We start from the raw sequence: 21,784 nt of genomic DNA on the forward strand, positions 1-21,784 counted from the left end.
CCGGTGCGTCAGTTGATCGGCGAGATCTTCACCATCCTGATCGTGTTCGGGCTCATCGGTGTGGCGGTGCTGGCCATCGCGGCGATCGCGCTCATCGTCCTCGTGGTGCTGGCCATCGTCACCGGACGGGAGAAGGGCGGGGCGCAGACCCCCCGGGAGGTAGACGATGCGGCAGCTCAGCGCGGTGGACACGCAGTTCCTGAACCTTGAGACCTCGACGAACGTCGCGAACATCGCCGGGCTGGCGATCCTGGAGGGCGGACTGACCCGGGGAGACCTGCTCTCCCTGATGGCCGGCCGGCTCCACGTGGCCGAGCCCTTCCGGCAGCGGCTCGTCCCGGTCCCGCTGGGCCTGGACCATCCGTACTGGACCGAGGACGCCAGGGTCGACCTCGACTACCACGTGCGCGAGCTCGCGCTGCCCGCACCCGGCAGCGACGAGCAGCTGGGGGAGCAGGTGGCCCGGCTGCACGCCCGGCGCCTGGACCGGCGGCGCCCGCTGTGGGAGATGTACCTGATCCACGGCCTGGCCGGCGACAGGACGGCCCTCTACATCAAGGTCCACCACGCCGCGGTCGACGGCGTCACCGGCGCCGGCGTGCTCGCCTCGCTGCTGGACACCTCGCCCGAGCCCGTTCAGGCCCCGCCCGCGCAGCCGGCCGCCGGGCCGCCCGAGCGCGTCGGAACGGCCGAGATGATCGCCCGGGGCATGGCCAAGGCCGTCGCCAACCCGGCGAACACGCTCAAGTTCCTGGTCGACGCGGTCCCCCACCTCGACGAGATCCCCGTCGTCTCCCAGGTGCCCGGCGCGGGGCTGGTCTCCCGCGCGACCCGGGGCCTGGCCCGCCGCGTGACCGGCGGCAGCCAGGTGCCCGCGCTGCCCAGGATGACCGTGCCGCGCACCCCGTTCAGCGGGCGGATCAGCGCCCACCGCAGGTTCGCCTTCGCCGCGCTCTCGCTGGACGACGTCAAGCAGATCAAGAACACCTTCGGCGTCACGGTGAACGACGTCGTGATGACCGTGTGCGCGGGGGCGCTGCGGCAGTGGCTGCTCAAGCACGACGCCCTGCCGGACCGGCCGCTCGTCGCGGGGGTGCCGTTCTCCCTGCGCGCGCCGGGGGACGAGAGCGCGGGCAACCAGGTCACCATCATGATCACCACGCTGGCCACGCAGATCGCCGACCCGGTGGAGCGGCTGCACGCCGTACGGGACGCGATGAAGCGGATCAAGGACCGCTCGTCGCTCGCCCCGGCCCGCTGGCTGCAGCAGGTCAGCGACATGATGCCCTCGGCCCTGACCGGGCTGGCGGCGCGGGCCGCCTTCAACCTGTTCGCCGGGACCGCCGGGCCGATCAACCTGATCATCTCCAACGTCCCCGGCCCGCAGATCCCCCTCTACGTCTGCAGTGCGCGGCTGCTCTCCTACTACCCCGTCTCGGTGATCACCGATGGCAGCGGCGGCCTCAACGTCACGGTCTTCTCCTATGACGGCTCGCTGGACGTCGGCGTGATCGCCTGCCGGGAGATGGTGCCCGACGTCTGGACGATCGCCGACTATCTCCGCGACGCCCTATCGGAGCTCAAGCTCGTCGCTGAGCAGCAGTGACTCTCCGGGGGCGTTCTCGTCGAAGCGGAGCTCCTTCTCCAGGCAGACGATGGAGCCGTTCTCCTCCCGCTTGTCGAAACGGACCTTGTCCGCCAGCGCCTCCATGATCTGCAGACCCCGGCCGGACTCCGCGCTCGGGGCGGCCCGGTGGATCCCGGTGAAGTCGAATCCCTGTCCCTCGTCCACCACCTTGATCACACAGCGGTCGTGGCAGAGTTCGGTGCGCACCATGTAGTCGTCACTGGAGGCGGCGTGTTTGATCACATTGGAGCACGCCTCCGAGAGCAGGAGCTGGATGTCTTCGCGGATCTGCCGCTGCACGCCCAGGGCGTCCAGCGACGAGTCCAGCATCTGCCTGATGACCGGAACGCTGGCGGCGTCGCGCGGCAGGCGCAACGCGATCGTGGCTTCCACAGTCTCCTCCTTCACGGCTGGCCCATAGCCCTTCCCGTGACGAGGTCACCCATGCGGATATGTAACGATTTAAGGACGGATTTTGCTACTGGCGGGTTGAGGGGCGGACTTTGCGTCTGCGGAGACCCGCGGCGGTGAGCCGGGTGACCAGCTCGCGGGCGGACACCGCCTCGGCGCCCAGCGCGATCGCCCGCTCGTAGACGGTCTCGGGCACGTCGTAGTGGTCGCGGTCGAAGGCCCGGGGCGGCACGCCCAGCGCGGCGGCGAAGGCGTGCAGCTCCTCGACGGAGACGTCGCTGACCAGGTGGGACCAGAGCAGGCCGCGCGGGCCCGGCCAGTTGGGCGGATCGATGAGCACGCTCACCGCCGCAGGAGCTCCAGCGCGACCTCCAGGCCGGCGGCCTGCCGCTCCTCGTCGGGCATGTCGTCGTCCTTGAGCAGGAACCAGGCCGCGTGCAGGGCGAACAGCGCCATGGAGTTGCGCACCCGGACGGCCGCCGGGTCGCCGGGGGAGGCGAGGAAGGCGAGGAGGTCGAACATCTTCGCGCGGGTCTTCTCCATCACCGGGTGGTGCTTCAGCGAGGTCTGGTTGCGCTCGAAGAACTGCATGATCTCCCGGTGCCGTCTCCGGTGCAGCTCGTCGGCGTAGCGGCGGATCAGCTCGCGGCGCGTCTCGTCGGTGCTCGGCTGGGTCTCCGCCCAGGCCGCCAGCTCCTCGACGCTGCGCAGCCGGTCCTCGGCCAGGCTGGTGACGATGTCGTCCTTGGTCTTGAAGTGGTAGTAGAGAGCGGCCTTGGTCACGCCGAGGGCCTCGGCGATCTCGCGGAGCGAGGTCGCCTCGTAGCCCTGCTCGGTGAAGAGCTTCAGGGCGATGTCCTGGATGCGGGTGCGGGTGTCGGCCTGATCCCTCATGGCGTTCGTACGGTTCTCTCCGCTCGGAAATCTACTTGACGGCCGGCAAGTAAGTTGCCTACTTTCTTAGCATATCGGACACTTGCCGGTCGGCAAGTAAGTAAGATCATTTTGCTGGATCCTCCCTGGGGGCAACGGAAGTGAAGCAGACCGCACCGGCGCCGGAACGGCGCCGCGAGGTCATGGTCGTGCTGCCGGGCTTGATGCTCGCGATGGTGCTGGCCATGCTCGACAACATGATCGTCGGGACCGCGATGCCCCGCATCGTCGACGAGTTCCAGGCCATCACCCACCTCTCCTGGGTGGTCACGGCGTACGTCCTCGGCACGACCATCTCCACCCCCATCTGGGGGAAGATCGGCGACCTGTACGGCCGGAAGAACATCTTCCTGATCTCCATCGTCATCTTCATGATCGGATCGGCCCTGTGCGGCATGGCCGGGTCCGAGCTGCTCGGCGGTCCCGACGGAGGCATGGCCCAGCTCATCGCCTTCCGCGCGCTCCAGGGCCTGGGCGCGGGCGGCCTGATGGTCAACGCCATGGCCATCATCGGCGACCTGGTCCCGCCCCGCGAGCGAGGACAGTACCAGGGCATGATGGCCGGGGTGATGTCACTGGCGATGATCGCCGGTCCGCTCGTCGGCGGGTTCATCACCGACCACCTCGACTGGCGCTGGGCCTTCTACGTGAACCTGCCCGTCGGATTCGTCGCCCTGGCCCTGCTCGCGGCCAAGCTCAAGCTGCCCAAGCTCCGCACCGAGCACCGCATCGACTGGCTCGGCGCGACCCTGCTCTCCATCGGCATCACCGCGCTGGTCCTCATCACCAGCTGGGGCGGGAGCGAGTACGACTGGGACTCGCCGCAGATCCTCGGCCTGGCCGGGCTCGCCGTGGTCTCCCTGGCGGCCTTCGTCCCGGTCGAGCGCCGCGCCGCCGAGCCGATCCTGCCGCTCGCCCTGTTCGCCAACCGCAACTTCACGCTGATCTCGCTGATCGGCTTCCTGCTCGGCTTCGCCATGTTCGGCGCGATCAACTTCCTGCCGCTGTTCCAGCAGATCGTCCAGGGCGCCTCGGCCACCAACTCCGGCCTGCTCATGCTGCCGATGATGGGCGCCGCCATGGTGATCTCCCTCTTCGTCGGCCGCTCCATCACCACCACCGGGAAGTACAAGATCTACCCGGTCGTCGGCGGTGTCGTGATGGCGCTCGGCATGTGGCTGCTGTCGCTGATGGACGTCGCCACCCCCTCCTGGCAGACCGGCGTCTTCATCGCGGTGCTCGGCGCGGGCATGGGCTTCCTGATGCAGACCACCATGCTGATCGCGCAGAACAGCGTGGAGCAGAAGGACCTGGGCGTCGCCAGCAGCACCTCCACCTTCTTCCGCTCCATCGGCGGCTCGTTCGGCGTCTCGCTGTTCGGCGCGGTTTTCAACAACCGGTTCACCGACGGCCTGACCGCCAAGTTCGGCGCGGAGGGGGAGAAGCTCGCCTCCGGCGGCGGCCAGTTCGACCCGGCCGCCCTGGAGCAGATGCCCGCCCCCGTGCGGAGCGGCTTCCTGGAGGCACTGGCGGTCTCCATCGCCGACGTGTTCTGGTGGGCGATCCTGTTCGCGGTCGTGGTGCCGCTGCTGGCCGCGTTCGTCAAGGAGATCCCGCTGCGCGGCGGGCCCGAGCAGGACGGGGAGGCCGCGCCCGCGGTCCCGGCCGCCGCGGACTGAGCCTCCGCCGCCCCGCGCCGGAGCTCCCCGGCCGCGGCCGAGCATGCGGCCGCCAAGTCGCGACCCAGCCGCCGCCAAGCCGGCTGGGTCAGACTCGACCCATGGACAGCACCGCAACCGCCGCCGGGTACGTCACCCGGCGCCCCGCAGCCGACGACGCCCACGCCATCCACGAGCTGATCTCGCTCTGCGACACGCAGGTGATCGGCAAGGCGGACATGACCCTGGACGACGTCGTGGACGAGCTCAACGAGCCCGGCTTCGACAAGGAAAAGGACGGCTGGCTCGTGCACGACGGAGCCGGCCGCCTGGTCGCCTGGGCCTGGGCCCGCGGCAAGGGCGACAGCGACAACGTGGACGTCGAGGTGGTGATCCACCCCGACGCCCAGGCCCTCACCGGCCGGCTCTGGGACACCGTGACCGAGCGGGCCAGGCAGATCACCGCCGCGCAGGGCCACGACCGCGCCGTCCTGGACATCGGCCTCTACCGCGAGGACAGCGGCAAGCGCGCCGTCGCCGCCGCCCGCGGTTTCGCCCCCGCGACCAGCTTCATCCGGCTCCTGGTCGACCACGAGGGGCCGGTCGCCGAACCCGCCGCCCCGACCGGGATCACCCTCCGCGCCGGCGACGCCGACGAGGTGCGCCGTCACGGCCACGCCGTCCAGCAGGCGGGGTTCGCCGAGCACTTCGGGTTCGTCCCCAAGGGCTTCGACGAGTGGTTCGCCGACCTGGACGCCTCCAGCAACACCGACTGGTCCCAGCTGCTCGTCGCCTACGCCGACGGCGAGCCCGCGGCGATGCTGCTCGGCACGGACATGTTCGCCGGGGACGAGAACTGCGGCTACGTCCGCCAGCTCGCCGTCCTGCCCGCCTTCCGCGGCCGCGGCCTGGGCCGGTTCATGCTCCGCACGGCGTTCGCCGCCGACGCCCGGCGCGGCAGGGTCGGCACCTACCTGCACGTCGACGCCAACAACAGCACCCCCGCCCTGGACCTGTACCTGTCGGTGGGCATGCGGCAGGTGCTGGCCATCGACGTCTGGCGCCGTACGGTCTGAGACCTCCGTACGGCCGAGGCCGCTGTACGGCTGGGACCTCCGTACGGTCTGAGACCCCGGATCGGGCGCAGCCCGATGCGGGGGCCGTACCCGCGGCCGGCGTCCCGGCCGCGGGCACGGCTCAGCGCGCGGGCCGCACCCGCAGCAGGGGCAGCGCGCACGCCCCCGCCGCCACCGCCGTGACCCCCAGAGCCACCGCGGCGGCCGTGATCGACCCCTGCGCCAGGTACAGCGTGCCGAACGTCGCCACGCCCACCACCTGGCCGAGCTGCATCACCATCACGAGCAGCCCGCTGGCGTCGGAGGCGTCGGCGGGGGCGACATGCGTGAGGGCCACCCCGAGCACCGGGCTGAACGTCCCGGCCAGGGCCGCCCCCGTCACCGCCAGCATGACCGCCAGCAGCGGCTGCCCGTGCCCGCCCCCGCCGAACGCGGCCGCCAGGCCGAGATAACCCAGTCCGGCGACGCCGAACGAAGCGACGATCAACCGGCGCTGCAGCCGCTCGGGGATCCGCCGCCAGTTGAGGCTGGCCGCGGCGAAGGCCACCGCCATGGGCAGGAACGTCAGGCCCGCCTCGACCGGGCTGGCGCCCAGCGGGCCCTGCAGGTGCAGCGCGATCGTGAACAGGAAACCCCCGTAGGTCGCCATGACCCCGAGCACCGCCAGCACCGACGGGACCACCCCCGGCGCGCCGAGCACCCGCGCCGGCACCAGCGGCGCGACGGCCCGCCGCTCCACCGCCACGAACACCCCGGCCAGGGCCGCGCTCCCGGCCATCGCCGCCCAGCCCCACAGCGGCCAGTCCTGCTCGTGCCCCAGCACCAGCGGCACCACCAGCAGGCTCACCGCCGCCGAGAGCGTGACCAGACCCGGCAGGTCCAGCGCCCGCGGGGCGCCGCGTCCGGAGGCGGGCGGCAGCCGCCGCCCGGCGACGAGCAGGCCCAGCCCGATCGGCACGTTCACCAGGAACACCGGCCGCCAGGCAGTGCCCAGCAGGTCGGCCGAGACCAGCAGGCCGCCCAGCACCTGGCCGGCGATCGCCGCCCCGGAGATCACCGCGGCGTACAGGCTGAGCGCCCGGACCCGGGCCGCCCCCGCGAAGTTCGTCTGGATCATGCTCAGCACCTGCGGGACCATCAGCGCCGCCCCCGCGCCCTGCAGCAGCCGGAAGGCGATCAGCTGGCCCGCCGAGACGGCCAGCCCGCAGGCCAGGGACGCGGCGGTGAACAGCGCCAGGCCGGACAGGAACAGCCGCCGCCCGCCGTACCGGCCGCCCAGACGGGCCCCGGTGACCAGCAGCATGGCGTAGGCGACGGTGTACCCGGAAATGATCATCTGGAGCGCGGAACCCGACGCGCCGAGATCGGAACGGATGACGGGGGCGGCGACATTGACGATCGAGACGTCCAGGATCGCCATGAACTGCCCGCTCAGGAGGATCGTCAGCAGCCAGGGAGAGCGAAGGGCCGGAGTCCTCGCGGGGCCCGTGGAGACAGCGGTCATGGGACGACTCTGCGGCCGGGCGGATACGGGTAGTGAGAGCCTGCCGATCCTGGTACCGGCAGCACCTGGCAAGCGGGTCGCATGTCGGTCAGCATGGGGAGGTGACCGTGACCCAGCCCGACGCCCGCCCCGCCGGCCGTACCGGAAGCCGCCGGGGCGCCCGCGACGCGACGGCGGACGCCGGGATCGCCGCGGGGACGGGGACGCCGGCGGACGCCAGGCCTGCCGCGAGGGCGGGGACGCCGGCGGGAAGCCGATCGGGCGCCCGCCGGACGGAACTCGCCGCCTTCCTGCGCAGCCGCCGGGAACGCGTCACCCCGGCGGACGTCGGCCTCCCGCCCGGCCTGCGCCGGCGCACTCCGGGCCTGCGCCGCGAGGAGGTCGCCCAGCTCGCCGGGGTCGGCATCACCTGGTACACCTGGCTGGAGCAGGGACGGCCGATCAACGTCAGCGTGCAGGTGCTCGACGCGATCTCCCGCACCCTCGGGCTGGACCCGGCCGAGCACGAGCACCTCTACCGGCTCGCCGACGTGCCCGAGGTGACCGAGACCGGGGGCCGCCGCACCCTGGAACCCGAGACGCAGCTCATCCTCGACCAGCTCGACCCGATCCCCGCCGCGGTCTACAACGCCCGCTACGACCTCCTGGCCTGGAACGACACCTACGAGTGGATGTTCCCCAACCTGACGGGACAGCCGCCCGCCGCCCGCAACGCGCTCTGGCAGCTGTTCACCGGCCGCGACTGCTGCAACCCGGTGGTCAACCTGGAGGAGGAGCTCCCGCAGATGGTGGCGACCCTGCGCGCCGGGTTCGGCCGCCATCTCGGCGAACCCGTCTGGACCGACTTCGTCCGGCGCCTTTCGGCGGCGAGCCCCGAGTTCGCCCGGATGTGGGACACCCATGACGTGGCCAGGCCCGGCAGCCGTATGAAGATCTTCCAGCACAGCGTCGCGGGGCTGATCCGCACCGTCTCGACGAGCATGACCCTGGCCTCGCCGCCGGAGACCCGCATGGTGGTCTACACGCCCGCCGACGACGAGAGCCGCGAGCGCATCGCCTGGCTCCGCGCGAACCTGGAGGTTCCCACCCCCGACCACGTCCACTGACCGGTACGGGTCCGGCGGCCGGGACGTCGCCCGGAACGCAGGATGTCGCCCGGCGTCCAGGGCGTCACCCGGGCTCGGGGCGTTCCAGGGCAGCACCCCAGAGCCAGGGCAGCACCCCTGAGCCCAGGGCGTCACCCGGGGCTCAGGGCGTCACCCGGGGCTCAGGGCGTCACCCGGGGCTCAGGGCGTCACCCGGGGCTCAGGGCGTCACCCGGTGCTTGGCCAGGTGGGCCATCACGGCTTGGTTGGCCTCCCAGCCGTCCGGGAACTTCACCGGCACGCCCAGCCGGACCGGCTCGGCCGACGGGTGGGCGTCCAGCAGCTCCGGGATGCCCGCCCGCGCCACCACGACGCACGCGTGCCGGTGCCGCGAGGTGAGCACGCACAACCGACCCGACTCCAGGTGGAACGCGGTGGCGTCACGCCGCCCCGAGAGCGGGTGCAGCACGATCGTCACGTCGTACTCCCGGCCCTGCAGCCGGTTGGCGGTGTCCACCGTGATCTCGTCGGGCACCCCGGCCGCGCGGATCGCCGCCACCTGGTCGCGGTGGGCCGCGCCGATCGCGATCCGGTCCGCCGTGACCGGGTGGCTGCCCCGCTCCGAGTGCGCCACCGGAGCCCGCTGCAGCAGCCGTACCGCCAGCAGCGCCACCGCCTGCACCGCCTCGGCGTCGGTGCGGATCGTGTGCCGGTTCGGCAGCTCGTACAGCGCCCAGCCCGAGGCCGCCGCCGTCTCCAGCGCCCGGTCGTAGGAGGTCCGCATGCCGTTCACCGTCAGCTCCAGCGTCCGGTCGGCGTGCGTCGTCCCCGACCGGAACCCGGTGAACGGGTAGAACGCCTCCGACACCACCGGCGCCGCCGACGCGGGCAGCCGCCACGAGACCGGGAGCCGGTGCACCGGCAGGTCCGGATTGTGGCGCAGCAGCACCGAGACCGCGCTCTGCACCGGATCCCACGACAGGCCCGCCCACCGGTCGCCGTCCACGATCGAGAACGGGTCCAGCTGCCCCGGATCGCCCACGAACAGCGCGCGCTCGAACGACGACGCGATCCGCAGCAGCTTGTCCGAGCGCATCTGGTACGCCTCGTCGACGATCGCCCAGGGCCACGTCCGATCGCCGACCCACGCCCACTTGTCGGCCGTGGCCACCACCACCGCGGGATCGCCCAGATCGGGCAGCTTGCTCGCCACCGAGACGTTGGCGTGCCCGTGGATCCGGGCCGGCGCGGTGTACCCGCTCGCCGACAGCCGGCCGATCGTCAGGTCCGGATGCTCGGCCGCCAGCCGCTCCACCAGGTCGTCGACCTGCTCGTTGGTCTGCGCCACGATCATCAGCGGCTCGCCGGTCTCCGCGATGTGCCCGGCGGCTCTGACGACCAGCGTCGACTTGCCCGCCCCGGGCGGGGAGTCCACCACCACGCCGCGGTGGCGCGGCAGGTCCGCCAGCACGTCCGCCACGACGTCCGCCGCCTCCTGCTGCGGGGTCGGGGTCCGTACGATCTCAAGCGCCATGACCGCTCCTCCCGCCGGGGACCCCGGCTCCCGCGACGCCGGGCGCCGCCGCGATCCGTGTGACGCCGGACTTCGTGATGCCGGGCGCCGCTCTCGGGGGCGTCACTCCCACTCCTCCTGCGCGTCGTCGTCGCTGGGCGCGTACTCCTCCGGCGGGCCGCCGTGGGTCCACGGCGTCTGCTCGGGGTCGGGCAGCGCCGCCGAGGTCTGGAAGTCGTCGGTCAGGGAGGTGTAGCAGACCCGCTCACCCGGCTGGGGGACCGCTCCCGGAGCGGGCGTCTTGCCCCGCCCCATCCCCTTGACGATCTTCAGGGTGATCTCGCCGCCGGCCAGCCCCACCACCTCGGCGCCGTGGCCCCGCCGGTCCGGGCTGCCCAGCACGGCGCCGGGCGCCAGCCGTACCGGATCCTGCGTCCGGACAGTGATCAGCGGCCGGAGCTTGCGCGAGCGGCCCTCGCCCTCGAAATGCTCCGGCTCGGCACCCGTGACCACCCCGGCGAACGCCTCGCCGGTCAGCCGGTACTCCGCCATGACGAGCGGGTCGTCATAGGCCCGCTGCACGTCGTAACCGGCCCGCGCCCGCTCCAGCCCGGCCAGCCGCGCCGCCGCGCCCACCGCGCCGTCCCTGCGCGCCTGCGGCGGCCCGCCCTCGGCGATCCGCTCCACGAACCGGGTGAACGACCCCCGGTCCGCATCCCACCGGTCGCGCACACGCGAACCCTCCGGCAGCGCCCGCAGCAGCTCCACCGCCCGCCACGTCAGCCGCCAGGTCGGCTCCAGCTGGCTCCGGAGCGCCTGCGCGACCCGCTCCACCGCCCGCGCCGTCGGAGCGTCCTCGTAGGCCCGGATCGCCGGCCCCAGCACCTCGTTGTCGAACCCCGGGTCGGTCGCCGGCCCGGCCGGCGGCCACAGCAGCGGATCCTCCGCCTCCTCGGCCGCCCGCGGCCCGCTCATCCCCGGCGGCGGATCGATCCAGCCCACCAGCGCCGCCAGGTTCGCGTCCTCCAGGCCGCTCTGCCCCGTCGCCCAGTGCGCGCCCAGGACGTCCGTCGCCGCCAGCAGCAGCGACGACCCCGGCTGCGAGGCCCGGTCGGTGAAATACGTCAGCCACCGGCCCAGCAGCGGCACCGACGGATGCACCGGGTACGGCCCGTCCACCCGGCGGAACCGCGTGGAGCGCCCCAGCAGCCCGGTGAACGCCACCGCCGGCCGGTTGGGCACGACGATCTGCGGCGCGTCCAGGCACCGCTCGTACGGCTCGCCGACCTTCTTCTCCACCGTCTCGGTGGCCTTCTGGAAGCTCTCGATGTACGGCAGCAGCACCTCGGCCAGCTCTCCGGCGAAGGCGAAACGCAGATCACGGTTGCGCGGCTGCGGCACCACCAGCAGCCGCGGATGATCCGGATCGGTGCCCACCATCGCCCCCAGCGGCGCCGCGGCCTCACCGGCGAGCTTCAACGGGATGAACACCATCGGCCGCTCCGAGACGTGGCAGTGCCGGACCGTGGTGATCCGCTGCGCCACCCCGTCCCGCATCGCCCGCAACCGCGCCAGCGCCAGCAACGTACTCACGCGGCCTCCTCCGCCGGCCGCGCGTCCACGGCTCGCCCGCTCACGTGAGGCACTCCTCCCGCAGGCGGTTCGCCAGGCGGAGCACCCGGGCGATCTCCTCCTGGCCCTCGCCGGGGACGACCGTCCCCTCGGCCAGGCCCAGCGCCTCGCTCGCCGCCGCCACGCCGCCGAGCTGGTCGCGCACCTGGCGGCCGAGCAGGTCCGTCGATCCGCAGGAGCGCGCCTCGTCCCGGCAGAACATGCACATGTCACACGTCGACAGGCAGTCCGGGGCGTACCGGGCCGGTATCCGGCCCAGCGCCTCGGCCAGCTCACGCGCCGACCGGGTCGGCACGCCCTCGTCGTCCGGATCCAGGGAGAAGGTCAGCTCCGGCGGGAGCCCCTCCAGCAGCCGGTCCACGCGGGCCATCCGGGCCAGCTGCCGCTTGAGCACCGCCAGCTGCTTGCGCACGTCCACCAGCGACGCGGTGGGCCGGTTGGCGAAGTTCTCCGGGCAGATGAGCACCACGTCGTGGGAGACCCGTTCCGGGTCGTGCCCGAGGTCGGCCATGAGCGCGCGCAACGCCATCACGTACACCGCCGCCTGCCGGGCCGCCGCCGCCACCTTCTCCGGCTCCGCCTGGCCGTCGATCACCGCGAACGACTTGATCTCCACGATGTGGAAGCGCCCGCCCAGCTGGAAGGCCAGCACGTCCGGCTCCAGGTAGGCGGTGTGCCCGGCGATCTCCAGGCTGAGCATGGGATGGTCGTAGAAGACCGCGGCGTCCAGCTCCCGCGCGGCCCGGTCGATCAGCGCCCGGGTGTGCGAGGCCCGCAGGTGCGAGCCCACGTTCTCCACGTCCTGGTAGCCCACCTGGTCGACGGGGAGGCCGAGCAGCTCGCGCATCAGCCGCAGCAGCTCCGCGCAGCCGTTCTCCTTCACCAGGGCCTCGAACACGTTCCCCCGGGTGATCGCGAACTGCGACTGGCCGAAGGGCGCGGGGAAGCCCAGGTGCCGCGCCGTGCCGTCCTTGTCGACCCCGGCCGCGTCCAGCAGCGCCCGCCGGGCGCACCCGGGGTTGGCGGCCAGGGCCGCGATGGCCCGCGCGTCGTGCGCGCGCGGCGGCACCGGCCCGCGCAACCTGTCCAGCCGGTTCACGTCAACAGGCCCCTCTCAGGGTGCTCAGCGCGGACGCGCCGAACAGGCGCTCCACGTCGGTCAGTTGCCCGCTCGCCCGCGCCGCGACCTCGGCCCGCTGCGCGGCGTCGGCGGCGAGGTGCACCTCCAGCTCCGCCCGGGCCGCGCGGACCACGGTCATCGGGTCGGCCGGGGCGAAGCCCTCGGCGGCGCCCGGGATGTTCTGGGCCATCCGCGACAGCAGCCGGGCCGCGCCCGGCGGCGAATCCGCCAGCCGCTCCAGGTGCTCGGCGATGCGCACGGCGGCGGTGAGGTAGTCGACGCGCGGGCTCAGCGGCCCCACCACCCGCGCCTCCAGCGGCCAGGTGCTGTCGGCGAGCAGCCCCCGGGCGGGGGAGAGGCGGTCGGTCAGCGCGGCGCACAGGTAGTACGGCCTGGCGTAGGGATCACTGCGGAAGGAACGTTCCTCGTCCCGGCGGAGGCTGGTGAGCTGCGGCCCCCGCAGCGCCCCGGAGAAGAACGCCGCGTTCACCGCCACGACCAGCCGGGCCGCCGCGGGCACGCCCAGCAGCAGGAGCGCCTGGTGCACCTGCTCCCGGATCGGCATCAGCGACGTCCCGGCCTCCTGCAGCTCCCGCAGGCCGGGCACGATCGCCGCGGGATCCTCGGCCATGATCGCCTCGTCCCAGGCCAGCTCGGCCCGGCGCAGATCCCCCCGGAGCGCACGGGCCCGCGCGCCGTCGCGCGCCTTCACCGCCCGCCGCACCTCGGCGCGGAGCTCGGCGATGCGCCGCTCCAGCGCGTCCAGTGATTCACTCACGGCCCGGATCGTAACAGGAGTTCCACGTGTCTCCCTTGAGTTCCAGCGATTTCCAGCATTAAAGTGGCGGCTATGCAGAGGTAACTCAGGGGCAAGGGGGCATCGCTATGCGTAACCTTTCGTGCGGCCGGTCCGTTCACCTGCTGGACGTCGAGAACCTCGTCGGCACCCCCCCGCCCGGCGACCTCCGAGGTCGTCACCCTGATGAGCCACTATCGCCGCCGCGTCCCCGCGGGTTTCACCGACCAGTACGTCGCGGCCGTCAACCACGGCGCCCTCCTGGCCGTCGGCCTGGCCCTGGCCGGGATCCAGCTCCTGGTCCGCTCCGGCCGCGACGGCGCCGACGAGGCGCTGTGCGAGGTGATCCGCCTGGACCACCTCGACGACCGCTTCGAACGTGTGATCATCGGCTCCGGCGACGGCATCTTCACCGACCTGGCCGACTGGCTCCGCAGCCGCGGCGTCGAGGTCGTGGTGGTCTCCCGCCCGAACGCCCTGAGCTACCGCCTGCGCCGTACGGCCGCCCACGTCATCCCCCTCGACCTGGCCGCCTGACCCCCACGCCCCCGGCGGGGCGACCACGTGCGAGCCGTCCTCGGAGCTCCGAGGACGGCTCGACCGCCAGGGCGGGTTCGGCTGCGGAATCCGCCGCCCCCGGCGCTTCACGGGCGTTCCCCGGGGACGGCGGAGGCGGGTCAGAGGACGGCGCAGCCGATGGTCACCGGGACCTTGGCCGACCAGCGGCCGGAGATCGCGTCCTGGGCCTGGGCGTAGCCGTTGGCGGGCCTGCCGGCTCGCGAGCAGTCGAACAGGCCGGTCTTCCTGCCCCAGCTGCCGCCCGCGTGGCCGGTGTGGGCCTTGGCCTCGACGCGCCCGCTCCAGGCCAGGCGGCCGGTGTTGTAGCGGACGTAGAGCTTGACCGGGCCGAAGTTGTAGTGGTTGCCGTTGAGCTGCAGGCGCGGGATGTCGTCGATGGAGGTGGAGGTCCCGACGTCGCCGCCGTTGTTCTGCCGCGCGGCCGTGTACTTGGAGACCCAGAGCTTGGCCGTGACCTTGCGGGCGGCCGCCGCGGCGTTGTCGGTGCGCACCTGGCCGCGGACGCCCGGGGTGACGCAGACGTCGTCCCCGGGGAACGCCTCGCGCCACACGAATCCGTTGACGCAGGTGTGCGGGCCGAAGGGGCCGGAGGTCCAGCGGGTGTGCTTGACGCCGTTGTCCTTGGCGGCCTGGTCCCGGACGTCCGGCTTGACGCAGACCCGATCCGCCGGCCGCGCCTCACGCCAGACGAAACCCTGCCGGCAGGTGTCGGGCCCGTAGTCGTCACCGGTGGCGGCGCTGACGGTGGCGGCGCCTGCGGCGGCGGGCGCGGCGAGGAGGCCGCCGGTGGCCGCCAGTACGGCCAGCCCGAAAGCGATGCGCTTCATGGTGTGCTCCTGACGGTCGTTCCCCGGTTTCGCCCGTCGCCCCCCGGGGTCTCCATCCGGTTATGCCGCAGCCCGCTTGACCGGGGCTTGCCCGCCGGTTACCGCAGGCCGGGAAAGTTACGCGCAAGTTGGAAAGCGCCGCCGGATGGTGGGAGGTCCCGTCCGGCGGCGTCCGCTACTCCTTCAGCGAGCCTTCCCAGAAGACGGAATCGCCGATGAACATGCCCACCTGCACCTGGAGCTTGCCCAGGTCGCTCTCCGCGACCTCGAAAAGGTAGGTTCCGGTGGCCTTGGCGCCGGGGGCGAGGTCGCCCGTCAATTCCTTGAAACCGCCGGCGTAGCTCGACCGGGCCTGGGCGTTCGATTCTCCCGCGCGCATGTTGACGGAGGACAGCAGGACGCTCTGCGTGTCCTCGGCGGTGTTCTCCGCGACCACGGTGACCTTGACGAGCCGGTGACCCTCCGCTGCTTTCTCGAACTCGTTCTCCGGAGTGAAGGACTCGATTTCGGTGACGGTCAATTTGAGGCCGTTGTTGAACGAGGCGGCCTCGCCGAGCTGAAGTGTTTTCCCGGACTGGGCGCTCTCGCCGCTTCGCAGGGCCTTGTCGAGGCCCTCCACCGCTTCACTGGCGGCGGTGAAGAAGACCACCGCGCCCCAGGTGGCCAGTGCCACGGCGAGCGCGCCGGCCACCGTGCCGATGACGGTCATCACCTGGTTGGAGGCCTCCCGGCGTCTGACCCTGCCGATTCCGACCAGGCCGAGGATCAGGCCGACGAGCCCGAGCGGGCCGGCCAGCCAGAAGAGCAGCGGGATCAGGCCGGTGAGCATGCCGAGCAGGCCGAGGATCAGCGCCGCGATCCCCAGTCCGTTGCGCGGAGCGGGCGGCGGCTGCTGCACGTAGACGGGGCCCTGCGGCGGGAAGTACGCCTCCTGCCGCGTGTACACCTGCCCCTGGACCGGCTGCCGGTGCTGCGGGTGCGGCTGTCCGGTCATCGGCTGCCCCTGCGGGTGGTGCTGCGGGTGCTGGCCGTGGCCGTACGGGGAAACGGGGCCGTTCTGCTGTGGCGGATAGGACATGATGCGCCTCCGCATGAAGAATGCGAGATGTGGTCGGCGGCCATCGCTCGTCGCCCCGTCCTCACGGAAACCACGTGATGAAACCAGTGGGAATCTTAGCCGCCGCCGTACGGAATCCTCATCGGCGACGCGGAAAACAAATGCGATGTCCAAGTCGTTGCCTGGAACGATGCAAACCCTTTTTCGTTCTGTTATGAAATCCCTCTTGCGGGGATTCGCGGCGGAACCCCGCAAGGAGTCCTCGGCGGGAAAGTCCTATTCCGGAAAGGGGCTCGCCGGGAAGCCCCCCGCGGAAGAAGGCGGGAGAGATTCGGCGGCGGCTCAGCCCGGCGGAAGATCCGCCGCACGGTGTTTCACGAGCCACCCGGCGACGGCCTCGGCGTAGGCGTCCGGGACCGCCGCGGGCAGCACGTGCCCGGTCCCCTCGAACACGCGGAGGTCCCACCCCGGCCGCCGGGCCAGCAGGGAGTCGATCACGGGACGGGGGATCACCCGGTCCTGGTCTCCCCAGGCCAGGAGGGTGGGAGCGGTGATCCGGCCGATCGCCGTCTCGACGGGGCCGCGGTTCACGAACATCGACGAGCACGCGGAGGCGAAGGCCGTCACGGCGCCGCTCAGCTGCCGCGGACGTGATCGGACCTCGTCGAGCTGGTCGGTCAGGAGCGTGATCATCTCCGGCGACAGGCGCGAGACGTCACCCCCGGTGGTGTCCAGCCCCCGGGCGATCCGCGCCTCGGGGTTCGCGAGGGCGTCCCGCTTCATGGCGAGCGCTTTCGGGCCGATCACCCGCAGGAGGCCGCGGGCGATCGGCGGGCCGGCGAACAGCGCGAGCCGTCCGAACGTCCGCCACCATTTCCGTTCCTCCGCGGTCATGGGGCCGGGAAGGGTCGGGGCGGTCAGGACGAGGCGCTCGACGCGGCGGGGCGCGAGGTCGGCGAAGAGCAGCGCCACCAGGCCGCCCATCGACCAGCCGTGCAGCACGACGCGGTCCAGGCCGAGCTCGGAGGTGAGGGCGCGCAGGAACCGGGCGTTCACCTCGGCGCGTGCGGCGTCGCGGTGCGGGGACCCGGTGTGGCCGAGCACGGTGCCCGGCAGATCGGGGGCGATCACCGTGCCGTACGCGCTGAGCGGCCCGATGGCGTCCAGCCACATGGTCCCGGTGCCGGCCATCGGGTGGATCAGGAGATGGACCGGTGCGCCGGGTGCGCCGGGAACACCGGGTGACCCGGGGTCGGGAACGCCGGCTGCGCCGGGGTCGGGAACGCCGGGTGCGGCGGGCTTTCTGAGCAGGTGCACGGGCGTGCCCCGCAGATTGAGCATCTCGCTGCGGATTCCGGCCCAGCGGGGTGATCGTTCACCCCAGTCGGCGTATCGCATGGCCACTCCAGGGCTCTTCCGCTCCGCTGCCTCGACGGTAGTTCCGGCCGCGGTCGTGCGCCAGGCGGACATTGCCCTTATAACCGGATAAGCGAGTGTTTGCCGGGTATACGCACGTGATCACAGCAGCGTCGCACGTCAGGGTGGAGCAAAGGTGATCATCGATTCGCTGGGGGCCTGGGCCGTCGTCGTGGGGATCGTCGTGGCCCTGCTGGCCCTCGACTTCGTGGTCGCCTCCCGGCGCCCGCACGCCGTGGGCCTGCGGGAGGCGGCGATGTGGTCGGTGTTCTACATCGCGCTGGCGATCGTCTTCGGGCTCGCGCTCTGGCCGCTGGCGGGCGCGGACATCGCGACCGAGTACTTCGCCGGATGGCTGGTGGAGAAGAGCCTGTCGGTGGACAACCTCTTCGTCTTCGTCATCATCATGAGCCAGTTCGCGGTGCCCGACGAGTACCAGCAGAAGGCGCTGCTGTTCGGCATCGCGGCCGCGCTCGTGATGCGGGCGATCCTCATCACCGTGGGGGCCACGGCCATCACGGTGTTCTCGCCGACGTTCCTCGTCTTCGGCCTGCTCCTGATCTGGACCGCGGTGCAGCTGGCCCGCCACCGGAACGACGACCCCGACATCGGCGACAACCCGCTGATCAAGTGGGTCGGCCGGATCTTCCCGGTCAGCGACGACTTCCACGGCGGACGGCTGGTCGCCGTGGAGGACGGCAGGCGCGTGATCACACCCCTGTTCCTCGTCTTCGTCGCCATCGGCAGCACCGACCTGCTCTTCGCCCTCGACTCGATCCCGGCGATCTTCGGGATCACCCAGCATCCGCTGCTCGTCTTCTCCGCCAACGCCTTCGCCCTGCTCGGCCTGCGGGCCCTGTACTTCCTCATCGAGGGCCTGCTCGAACGGCTGGTCTACCTGTCGATCGGGCTCTCGGCGATCCTCGGGTTCATCGGAGTCAAGCTCGTCCTGGTCTTCCTGCACGAGGACGTCTCCTCCTCGATCCCGGAGATCCCCACCCCCGTGTCGCTCGGTGTGATCCTCCTCGTGTTGCTCGTCACCGTCGTCGCGAGCCTCCGCCGGGTGCGGCGGCACCCGGAGGAGCGGGCGCACCCCGGCTCGCTGCGCCGGCTTCCCCGGAAGAACCGGAAGAAGGCGCAGGCCGGTACGGAGCATCCCGAACCCGGCCAGGGGAGCCGTACGGCAGGAGACGGCTGAGGCGTTCGCGCTGTCGCGACGCCGGTGAGGCAACCTGGCGGCGCCGTATTGCGTCTACCCTATGTGTCGTATCGAAAGCTCTACGTGACGGCTCGGGGCCTGGCTCTCGCCGTCCTCGTCCTCGCCGCGGGGAGCTGCTCCAACGCCCCGCCGCCCGCCCCGACCCCGGCCGGGACGTCGGCCACGCCCGCCGCGCAGCCGTCCCACACCCCGACGCCGGTCCCGGCCACCGGGCCGGGATCGGCCTGCGAGGACGCGGACCTGCGCACCTTCCTCGGCGAGGTCGCACGGCACTCCGGCGCGAACGGCCTGAGCGCCGACGCGCCGGTCTCCCGCTGGCTCGCCTTCCTGCTCGACGCCGCCCCCGGCGCGGTCGAGCCGACGCTGCAGCACATCCAGCAGAGCGTCGCCGCGGCGGAGGGGTACGTGAGCGCCCGGAAAGGCAGCGCGAAGGCCTCCGTCCACGCCCGCAGGCTCGTGGCCGCGGCGGCCGGGCTGGCGAAGGCGTGCGGCCTGGAGGACGCCTACGACATCCCCGCGCCGGGGGAGGGGGAGGCGTCCCCGGCGCCGAGCTGACGCCGGGCGGACGCCCGCTTCCGCCGTCTTGACCTCAAGCATGCTTGATATCCGAATATCGCCACCATGACGGAGACGAGAAGTTCAGCCCGGCGGGTCGTGGTGATCGGCACGGGAGCCGTCGGCGGTGCGGTGGCACGCCGGCTGCTCGCCGGTGGACGCGAGGTGGTGGTGTGGAACCGTACGGCGGGCCGTTCAGCCGGGTTGGTGGACGCGGGCGCGCTGCCGGCGGGATCCGTCCGGGAAGCGGTGTCGTCCGGCGACCTGATCCTCCTCACCCTCACGGACTACGCGGCGGTGCGGCAGTGCCTCGCCGAGCTGGACATGGACTTGTCCGGGCGGACGATCGTCGGGATGTACACGGGAACCGCCGATGAGGCGCGGCGGGCCGCCCGGCGGGCCGCCGTCCTGGGGGCGTCCTACCTCGATGCGGGCATCCAGGCCTCGCCCGAGACGATCGGCACCGGTGCGGCGATCATCCTGTACAGCGGCTCCCGGCCCGCATTCGAGGAACACGGCGCGACGCTCGGCCTGCTGAGCGAGCCGCGCTTCGTCGGGGAGGCCCCGGAGGCGGCCGCGGTCTGGGATCTCACCTTGTTCGGGGTCTGGTACGACGCCCAGCTCGGCCTGTTGCGCGCCCTCGACACCGTACGGGAGGCCGGCATCGACGTCGCCGAGTTCTCCCGTGCGGCGGCCGCCCAGCTCGGCCACGTGGTCACCGGGGTTCCCGGCACGGTCTCCGAGCTGTCGCGGAGCATCTACCCGGCGGGCCCCGCCGACCTCACCGAGCACCTCACCGTCGTCCGCCACCTCATCGGGCTCCGTGCCGGCCGACGTCTCGGCGACGGCGGACTGCCGGCGGTGGCGGCCAGGATCGAAGCGCTCATCGGGGACGGCCGCGGCGACGAGGGACTGGGCGCGACGATCGGGTAGCGCCTCCTGCCGGCCCGTCGCCGTTCAGAACGTGCCGAGCACGCGGACGGGGGCGCCGTCGAGGAAGGCGTCGATGTCCTCGACGGCCTCACGGAAGTACGTGCGGTAGTTCTCCTCGGTGACGTACCCGAGGTGCGGGGTGGCCAGGACGCCGGGGAGGGTCCGCAGGGGATGGTCCGCCGGCAGGGGCTCGGTCTCGAAGACGTCGAGCCCGGCCCCGGCGATCCGCCGCTCCCGGAGCGCCTCGACCAGCGCGTCCTGGTCGACGATCGCGGCCCGCGCGGTGTTGACCAGGTAGGCGGTGGGCTTCATCGACGCCAGTTCGGCCGGGCCGACCAGCCCCCGGGTGCGCTCGCCCAGCACGACGTGGATCGAGAGGAAGTCGCTCGCCGCGCACAGCTCCCGCAGCGAGCCCGCGAGCCGTACGCCGGCGGCCTCGGCGCGCTCGGCGGTCAGGTTCTGGCTCCAGGCGAGCACGTCCATGCCGAAGGCCTGCCCGACCCGGGCCACCTGCGTGCCGATCCTGCCGAGACCGAGCAGGCCCAGCACGCCGCCGTTCAGGTCGACCCCGACGGTGCTCTGCCAGGGCCCGCCCGTGCGCACCGCGGTGGCCTCCGGCACGATCCGCCGGGCCAGGCCGAGGATGAGCGCCCAGGTCAGCTCGGCGGGCGGGGTGAGGGAACTGCCGGTGCCGCAGACGGTCACGCCGTGTTCGGCGGCGGCCGCGAGATCGATGGAGGCGTTGCGGCCGCCGGAGGTGATCAGCAGCTGCAGCTTCGGCAGGCGCTCGAACAGCGACCGGGGGAACGGCGTGCGCTCCCGCATGATCACCACGATCTCGTAGTCGCCGATCGCCTCGACCAGGGCGTCCTGGTCCGGGAAACGCTCGGGGAAGCTCCTGGCCCCGACCCGTGACCAGTCGGCCATGGTCAGGGCGACGTTCTGGTAGTCGTCGAGTACGGCACAGCGCAACACGGGCCACGACCCTACCGGATGACGATCGCCGGGTGTCTGGGGTCGTCCGCCCGGACGACGATGTCGGCGGTCTCCGAGGGCTCGGCCTCGTGCTCGTATCGCTCGTAGGCGGGCAGGGTCCAGTGCAGCTCCGGCGGGGTGCGGCGGGCCAGCGCGGCCGGGGAGAGCCGCAGGTGCACGGTCAGGTCGAAGGGGAGCCACCGGCCCAGCAGCAGCGCCCCGTCCAGCAGGAGCACCCCGCCCGCCGGCACCGTGACGTACGGTGCGCGGGTCGCCCGGTCCTTCTCGGTGTCCCACAGGGAGGGCAGGACCTTGCCCGGGCCGCCGGGGTCCAGCCGCGCCAGAACCTCGCGGGTCAGCCCTCCCGCGTCGAGCCAGTCGTCGTAGAAGGCGTCCGGGTCGGTCTTGCCGTGCTCGAACCGGAGCGACGCCGGGCGCAGGAAGTCCCGGGCGGACACGCGCAGGATCGCGCGGCCGCGCACCCGGAGCGGCTCGGCCAGCGCGTCGGCGAGCTCGTCCGGCCGCGCGGCGGGCGCGCCGTCGAAGGCGACCCGCGTCCAGGCGTCCCGGGGTCTCCCGGCGATCCGGTCGGCGATCTCCTCGGCCAGCGACGGCAGGGATATGGGGCGTATGCGCACTCTGCCATCCTGCCGAACGCAGGGCCGTGAACTCGCAATGACCCATCGGGTGAAAGAGGGGGAACATGCGGCCGGCTCCGGAAGCCCGGGGCGGATGATCGGAGCCGGATTGATCGTGCCCACAGACCGCGCCGGACCGACAGGTGGCTCGGCTCGCAGCTGGTGGCCCGCGCGGGCCGCGCCCTCACCTCGGCCGAACTGGCCTCGGAGATCGTCGACCGGCCCGGGGA

General features: G+C 72.4%; 22 protein-coding genes. 9 read left to right on the top strand and 13 right to left on the bottom strand.

Going from position 1 to position 21,784, the window contains the following annotated elements:
- The first annotated feature begins 3 nt into the window (after positions 1–3).
- Positions 4–210: a hypothetical protein gene (locus Plo01_RS33265; protein ID WP_203894715.1), complete on the top strand. Its 207-nt coding sequence runs from the start codon at positions 4–6 to the stop codon at positions 208–210.
- Positions 167–1,606 (top strand): WS/DGAT/MGAT family O-acyltransferase, encoded by a 1,440-nt coding sequence (locus Plo01_RS33270; RefSeq protein ID WP_203894716.1) that lies wholly within the window; start codon positions 167–169, stop codon positions 1,604–1,606. Before Plo01_RS33265 ends, Plo01_RS33270 begins: the two co-directional genes overlap by 44 nt.
- On the opposite strand, the gene Plo01_RS33275 is transcribed toward Plo01_RS33270, so the two are convergent.
- The 3 genes from Plo01_RS33275 to Plo01_RS33285 all read right to left on the bottom strand — a co-directional run bounded on the left by Plo01_RS33275 (position 1,571) and on the right by Plo01_RS33285 (position 2,932).
- Positions 1,571–2,020 (bottom strand): ATP-binding protein, encoded by a 450-nt coding sequence (locus Plo01_RS33275; protein WP_203894717.1) that lies wholly within the window; start codon positions 2,018–2,020, stop codon positions 1,571–1,573. The two genes, Plo01_RS33270 and Plo01_RS33275, sit on opposite strands and share 36 nt — an antisense overlap.
- 85 nt (positions 2,021–2,105) lie before the next feature.
- Positions 2,106–2,384, bottom strand: coding sequence for a DUF4031 domain-containing protein (locus tag Plo01_RS33280; RefSeq protein WP_203894718.1), 279 nt, complete (start codon positions 2,382–2,384; stop codon positions 2,106–2,108).
- The gene (locus Plo01_RS33285) at positions 2,381–2,932 is read right to left on the bottom strand and encodes a TetR/AcrR family transcriptional regulator (protein ID WP_203894719.1); all 552 of its coding nucleotides are present in this window, start codon (positions 2,930–2,932) and stop codon (positions 2,381–2,383) included. Before Plo01_RS33285 ends, Plo01_RS33280 begins: the two co-directional genes overlap by 4 nt.
- A 140-nt stretch (positions 2,933–3,072) precedes the next feature.
- Between Plo01_RS33285 and Plo01_RS33290 the strand changes: the two genes are divergently transcribed.
- Both Plo01_RS33290 and Plo01_RS33295 read left to right on the top strand, forming a co-directional pair.
- Positions 3,073–4,650 (top strand): MDR family MFS transporter, encoded by a 1,578-nt coding sequence (locus Plo01_RS33290; RefSeq protein WP_203894720.1) that lies wholly within the window; start codon positions 3,073–3,075, stop codon positions 4,648–4,650.
- Between the two features lie 101 nt (positions 4,651–4,751).
- Positions 4,752–5,705 (top strand): GNAT family N-acetyltransferase, encoded by a 954-nt coding sequence (locus tag Plo01_RS33295; protein ID WP_203894721.1) that lies wholly within the window; start codon positions 4,752–4,754, stop codon positions 5,703–5,705.
- Positions 5,706–5,826: 121 nt separating this feature from the next.
- On the opposite strand, the gene Plo01_RS33300 is transcribed toward Plo01_RS33295, so the two are convergent.
- On the bottom strand, positions 5,827–7,209 hold the full coding sequence (locus tag Plo01_RS33300; protein WP_203894722.1) for an MFS transporter: 1,383 nt from the start codon (positions 7,207–7,209) through the stop codon (positions 5,827–5,829).
- 101 nt (positions 7,210–7,310) lie between these two features.
- Between Plo01_RS33300 and Plo01_RS33305 the strand changes: the two genes are divergently transcribed.
- Complete coding sequence (locus tag Plo01_RS33305; protein WP_239317557.1) at positions 7,311–8,315, top strand: helix-turn-helix transcriptional regulator; 1,005 nt, start codon at positions 7,311–7,313, stop codon at positions 8,313–8,315.
- Between the two features lie 199 nt (positions 8,316–8,514).
- Here the strand turns inward: Plo01_RS33305 and Plo01_RS33310 are convergent, their stop codons facing one another.
- The 4 genes from Plo01_RS33310 to Plo01_RS33325 form a co-directional block, all read right to left on the bottom strand.
- On the bottom strand, positions 8,515–9,828 hold the full coding sequence (locus tag Plo01_RS33310) for an AAA family ATPase (RefSeq protein WP_203894723.1): 1,314 nt from the start codon (positions 9,826–9,828) through the stop codon (positions 8,515–8,517).
- A 102-nt stretch (positions 9,829–9,930) separates the two neighbouring features.
- Positions 9,931–11,400: a hypothetical protein gene (locus Plo01_RS33315; protein WP_203894724.1), complete on the bottom strand. Its 1,470-nt coding sequence runs from the start codon at positions 11,398–11,400 to the stop codon at positions 9,931–9,933.
- Positions 11,401–11,440: 40 nt separating this feature from the next.
- Positions 11,441–12,538 (bottom strand): hypothetical protein, encoded by a 1,098-nt coding sequence (locus Plo01_RS33320; protein WP_203894725.1) that lies wholly within the window; start codon positions 12,536–12,538, stop codon positions 11,441–11,443.
- A gap of 1 nt (position 12,539) precedes the next feature.
- Positions 12,540–13,337, bottom strand: a complete 798-nt coding sequence (locus Plo01_RS33325) for a hypothetical protein (protein WP_203894726.1) — start codon at positions 13,335–13,337, stop codon at positions 12,540–12,542.
- Between the two features lie 204 nt (positions 13,338–13,541).
- Here Plo01_RS33325 and Plo01_RS33330 point away from each other — a divergent pair, with 204 nt between their 5' ends.
- Complete coding sequence (locus tag Plo01_RS33330) at positions 13,542–13,892, top strand: NYN domain-containing protein (protein ID WP_203894727.1); 351 nt, start codon at positions 13,542–13,544, stop codon at positions 13,890–13,892.
- Between the two features lie 140 nt (positions 13,893–14,032).
- Here the strand turns inward: Plo01_RS33330 and Plo01_RS33335 are convergent, their stop codons facing one another.
- The 3 genes from Plo01_RS33335 to Plo01_RS33345 form a co-directional block, all read right to left on the bottom strand.
- Positions 14,033–14,761, bottom strand: coding sequence for a hypothetical protein (locus Plo01_RS33335; RefSeq protein WP_203894728.1), 729 nt, complete (start codon positions 14,759–14,761; stop codon positions 14,033–14,035).
- A 175-nt stretch (positions 14,762–14,936) separates the two neighbouring features.
- Complete coding sequence (locus tag Plo01_RS33340; protein WP_203894729.1) at positions 14,937–15,839, bottom strand: DUF4352 domain-containing protein; 903 nt, start codon at positions 15,837–15,839, stop codon at positions 14,937–14,939.
- A gap of 321 nt (positions 15,840–16,160) precedes the next feature.
- Positions 16,161–17,216, bottom strand: coding sequence for an alpha/beta fold hydrolase (locus Plo01_RS33345; RefSeq protein ID WP_203894730.1), 1,056 nt, complete (start codon positions 17,214–17,216; stop codon positions 16,161–16,163).
- 154 nt (positions 17,217–17,370) lie between these two features.
- Between Plo01_RS33345 and Plo01_RS33350 the strand changes: the two genes are divergently transcribed.
- From Plo01_RS33350 to Plo01_RS33360, 3 genes are all read left to right on the top strand, one after another.
- Positions 17,371–18,432 carry a TerC family protein gene (locus tag Plo01_RS33350; RefSeq protein WP_239317559.1) on the top strand — a complete coding sequence of 354 codons (1,062 nt, stop codon included), beginning with the start codon at positions 17,371–17,373 and terminating at the stop codon, positions 18,430–18,432.
- Positions 18,433–18,495: 63 nt separating this feature from the next.
- Positions 18,496–19,008 (top strand): hypothetical protein, encoded by a 513-nt coding sequence (locus Plo01_RS33355; RefSeq protein ID WP_203894731.1) that lies wholly within the window; start codon positions 18,496–18,498, stop codon positions 19,006–19,008.
- Between the two features lie 66 nt (positions 19,009–19,074).
- Positions 19,075–19,941, top strand: coding sequence for an NAD(P)-binding domain-containing protein (locus Plo01_RS33360; RefSeq protein WP_203894732.1), 867 nt, complete (start codon positions 19,075–19,077; stop codon positions 19,939–19,941).
- Between the two features lie 24 nt (positions 19,942–19,965).
- Here Plo01_RS33360 and Plo01_RS33365 read toward each other — a convergent pair whose 3' ends face one another.
- Both Plo01_RS33365 and Plo01_RS33370 read right to left on the bottom strand, forming a co-directional pair.
- Complete coding sequence (locus tag Plo01_RS33365) at positions 19,966–20,916, bottom strand: D-2-hydroxyacid dehydrogenase family protein (protein ID WP_239317560.1); 951 nt, start codon at positions 20,914–20,916, stop codon at positions 19,966–19,968.
- A gap of 11 nt (positions 20,917–20,927) precedes the next feature.
- Positions 20,928–21,554: a nucleoside/nucleotide kinase family protein gene (locus tag Plo01_RS33370; RefSeq protein ID WP_203894733.1), complete on the bottom strand. Its 627-nt coding sequence runs from the start codon at positions 21,552–21,554 to the stop codon at positions 20,928–20,930.
- Positions 21,555–21,784 lie beyond the last annotated feature (230 nt).

This window comes from Planobispora longispora (assembly GCF_016863135.1).
Lineage (GTDB): Bacteria > Actinomycetota > Actinomycetes > Streptosporangiales > Streptosporangiaceae > Planobispora > Planobispora longispora.

Bases quoted from the DNA above. Each gene is read 5' to 3' on its own strand.
- Plo01_RS33270 (WP_203894716.1), top strand. From the start codon at position 167: ATGCGGCAGCTCAGCGCGGTGGACACGCAGTTCCTGAACCTTGAGACC.
- Plo01_RS33285 (WP_203894719.1), bottom strand. From the start codon at position 2,932: ATGAGGGATCAGGCCGACACCCGCACCCGCATCCAGGACATCGCCCTG.
- Plo01_RS33295 (WP_203894721.1), top strand. From the start codon at position 4,752: ATGGACAGCACCGCAACCGCCGCCGGGTACGTCACCCGGCGCCCCGCA.
- Plo01_RS33300 (WP_203894722.1), bottom strand. From the start codon at position 7,209: ATGACCGCTGTCTCCACGGGCCCCGCGAGGACTCCGGCCCTTCGCTCT.
- Plo01_RS33310 (WP_203894723.1), bottom strand. From the start codon at position 9,828: ATGGCGCTTGAGATCGTACGGACCCCGACCCCGCAGCAGGAGGCGGCG.
- Plo01_RS33330 (WP_203894727.1), top strand. From the start codon at position 13,542: ATGAGCCACTATCGCCGCCGCGTCCCCGCGGGTTTCACCGACCAGTAC.
- Plo01_RS33335 (WP_203894728.1), bottom strand. From the start codon at position 14,761: ATGAAGCGCATCGCTTTCGGGCTGGCCGTACTGGCGGCCACCGGCGGC.
- Plo01_RS33340 (WP_203894729.1), bottom strand. From the start codon at position 15,839: ATGTCCTATCCGCCACAGCAGAACGGCCCCGTTTCCCCGTACGGCCAC.
- Plo01_RS33345 (WP_203894730.1), bottom strand. From the start codon at position 17,216: ATGCGATACGCCGACTGGGGTGAACGATCACCCCGCTGGGCCGGAATC.
- Plo01_RS33360 (WP_203894732.1), top strand. From the start codon at position 19,075: ATGACGGAGACGAGAAGTTCAGCCCGGCGGGTCGTGGTGATCGGCACG.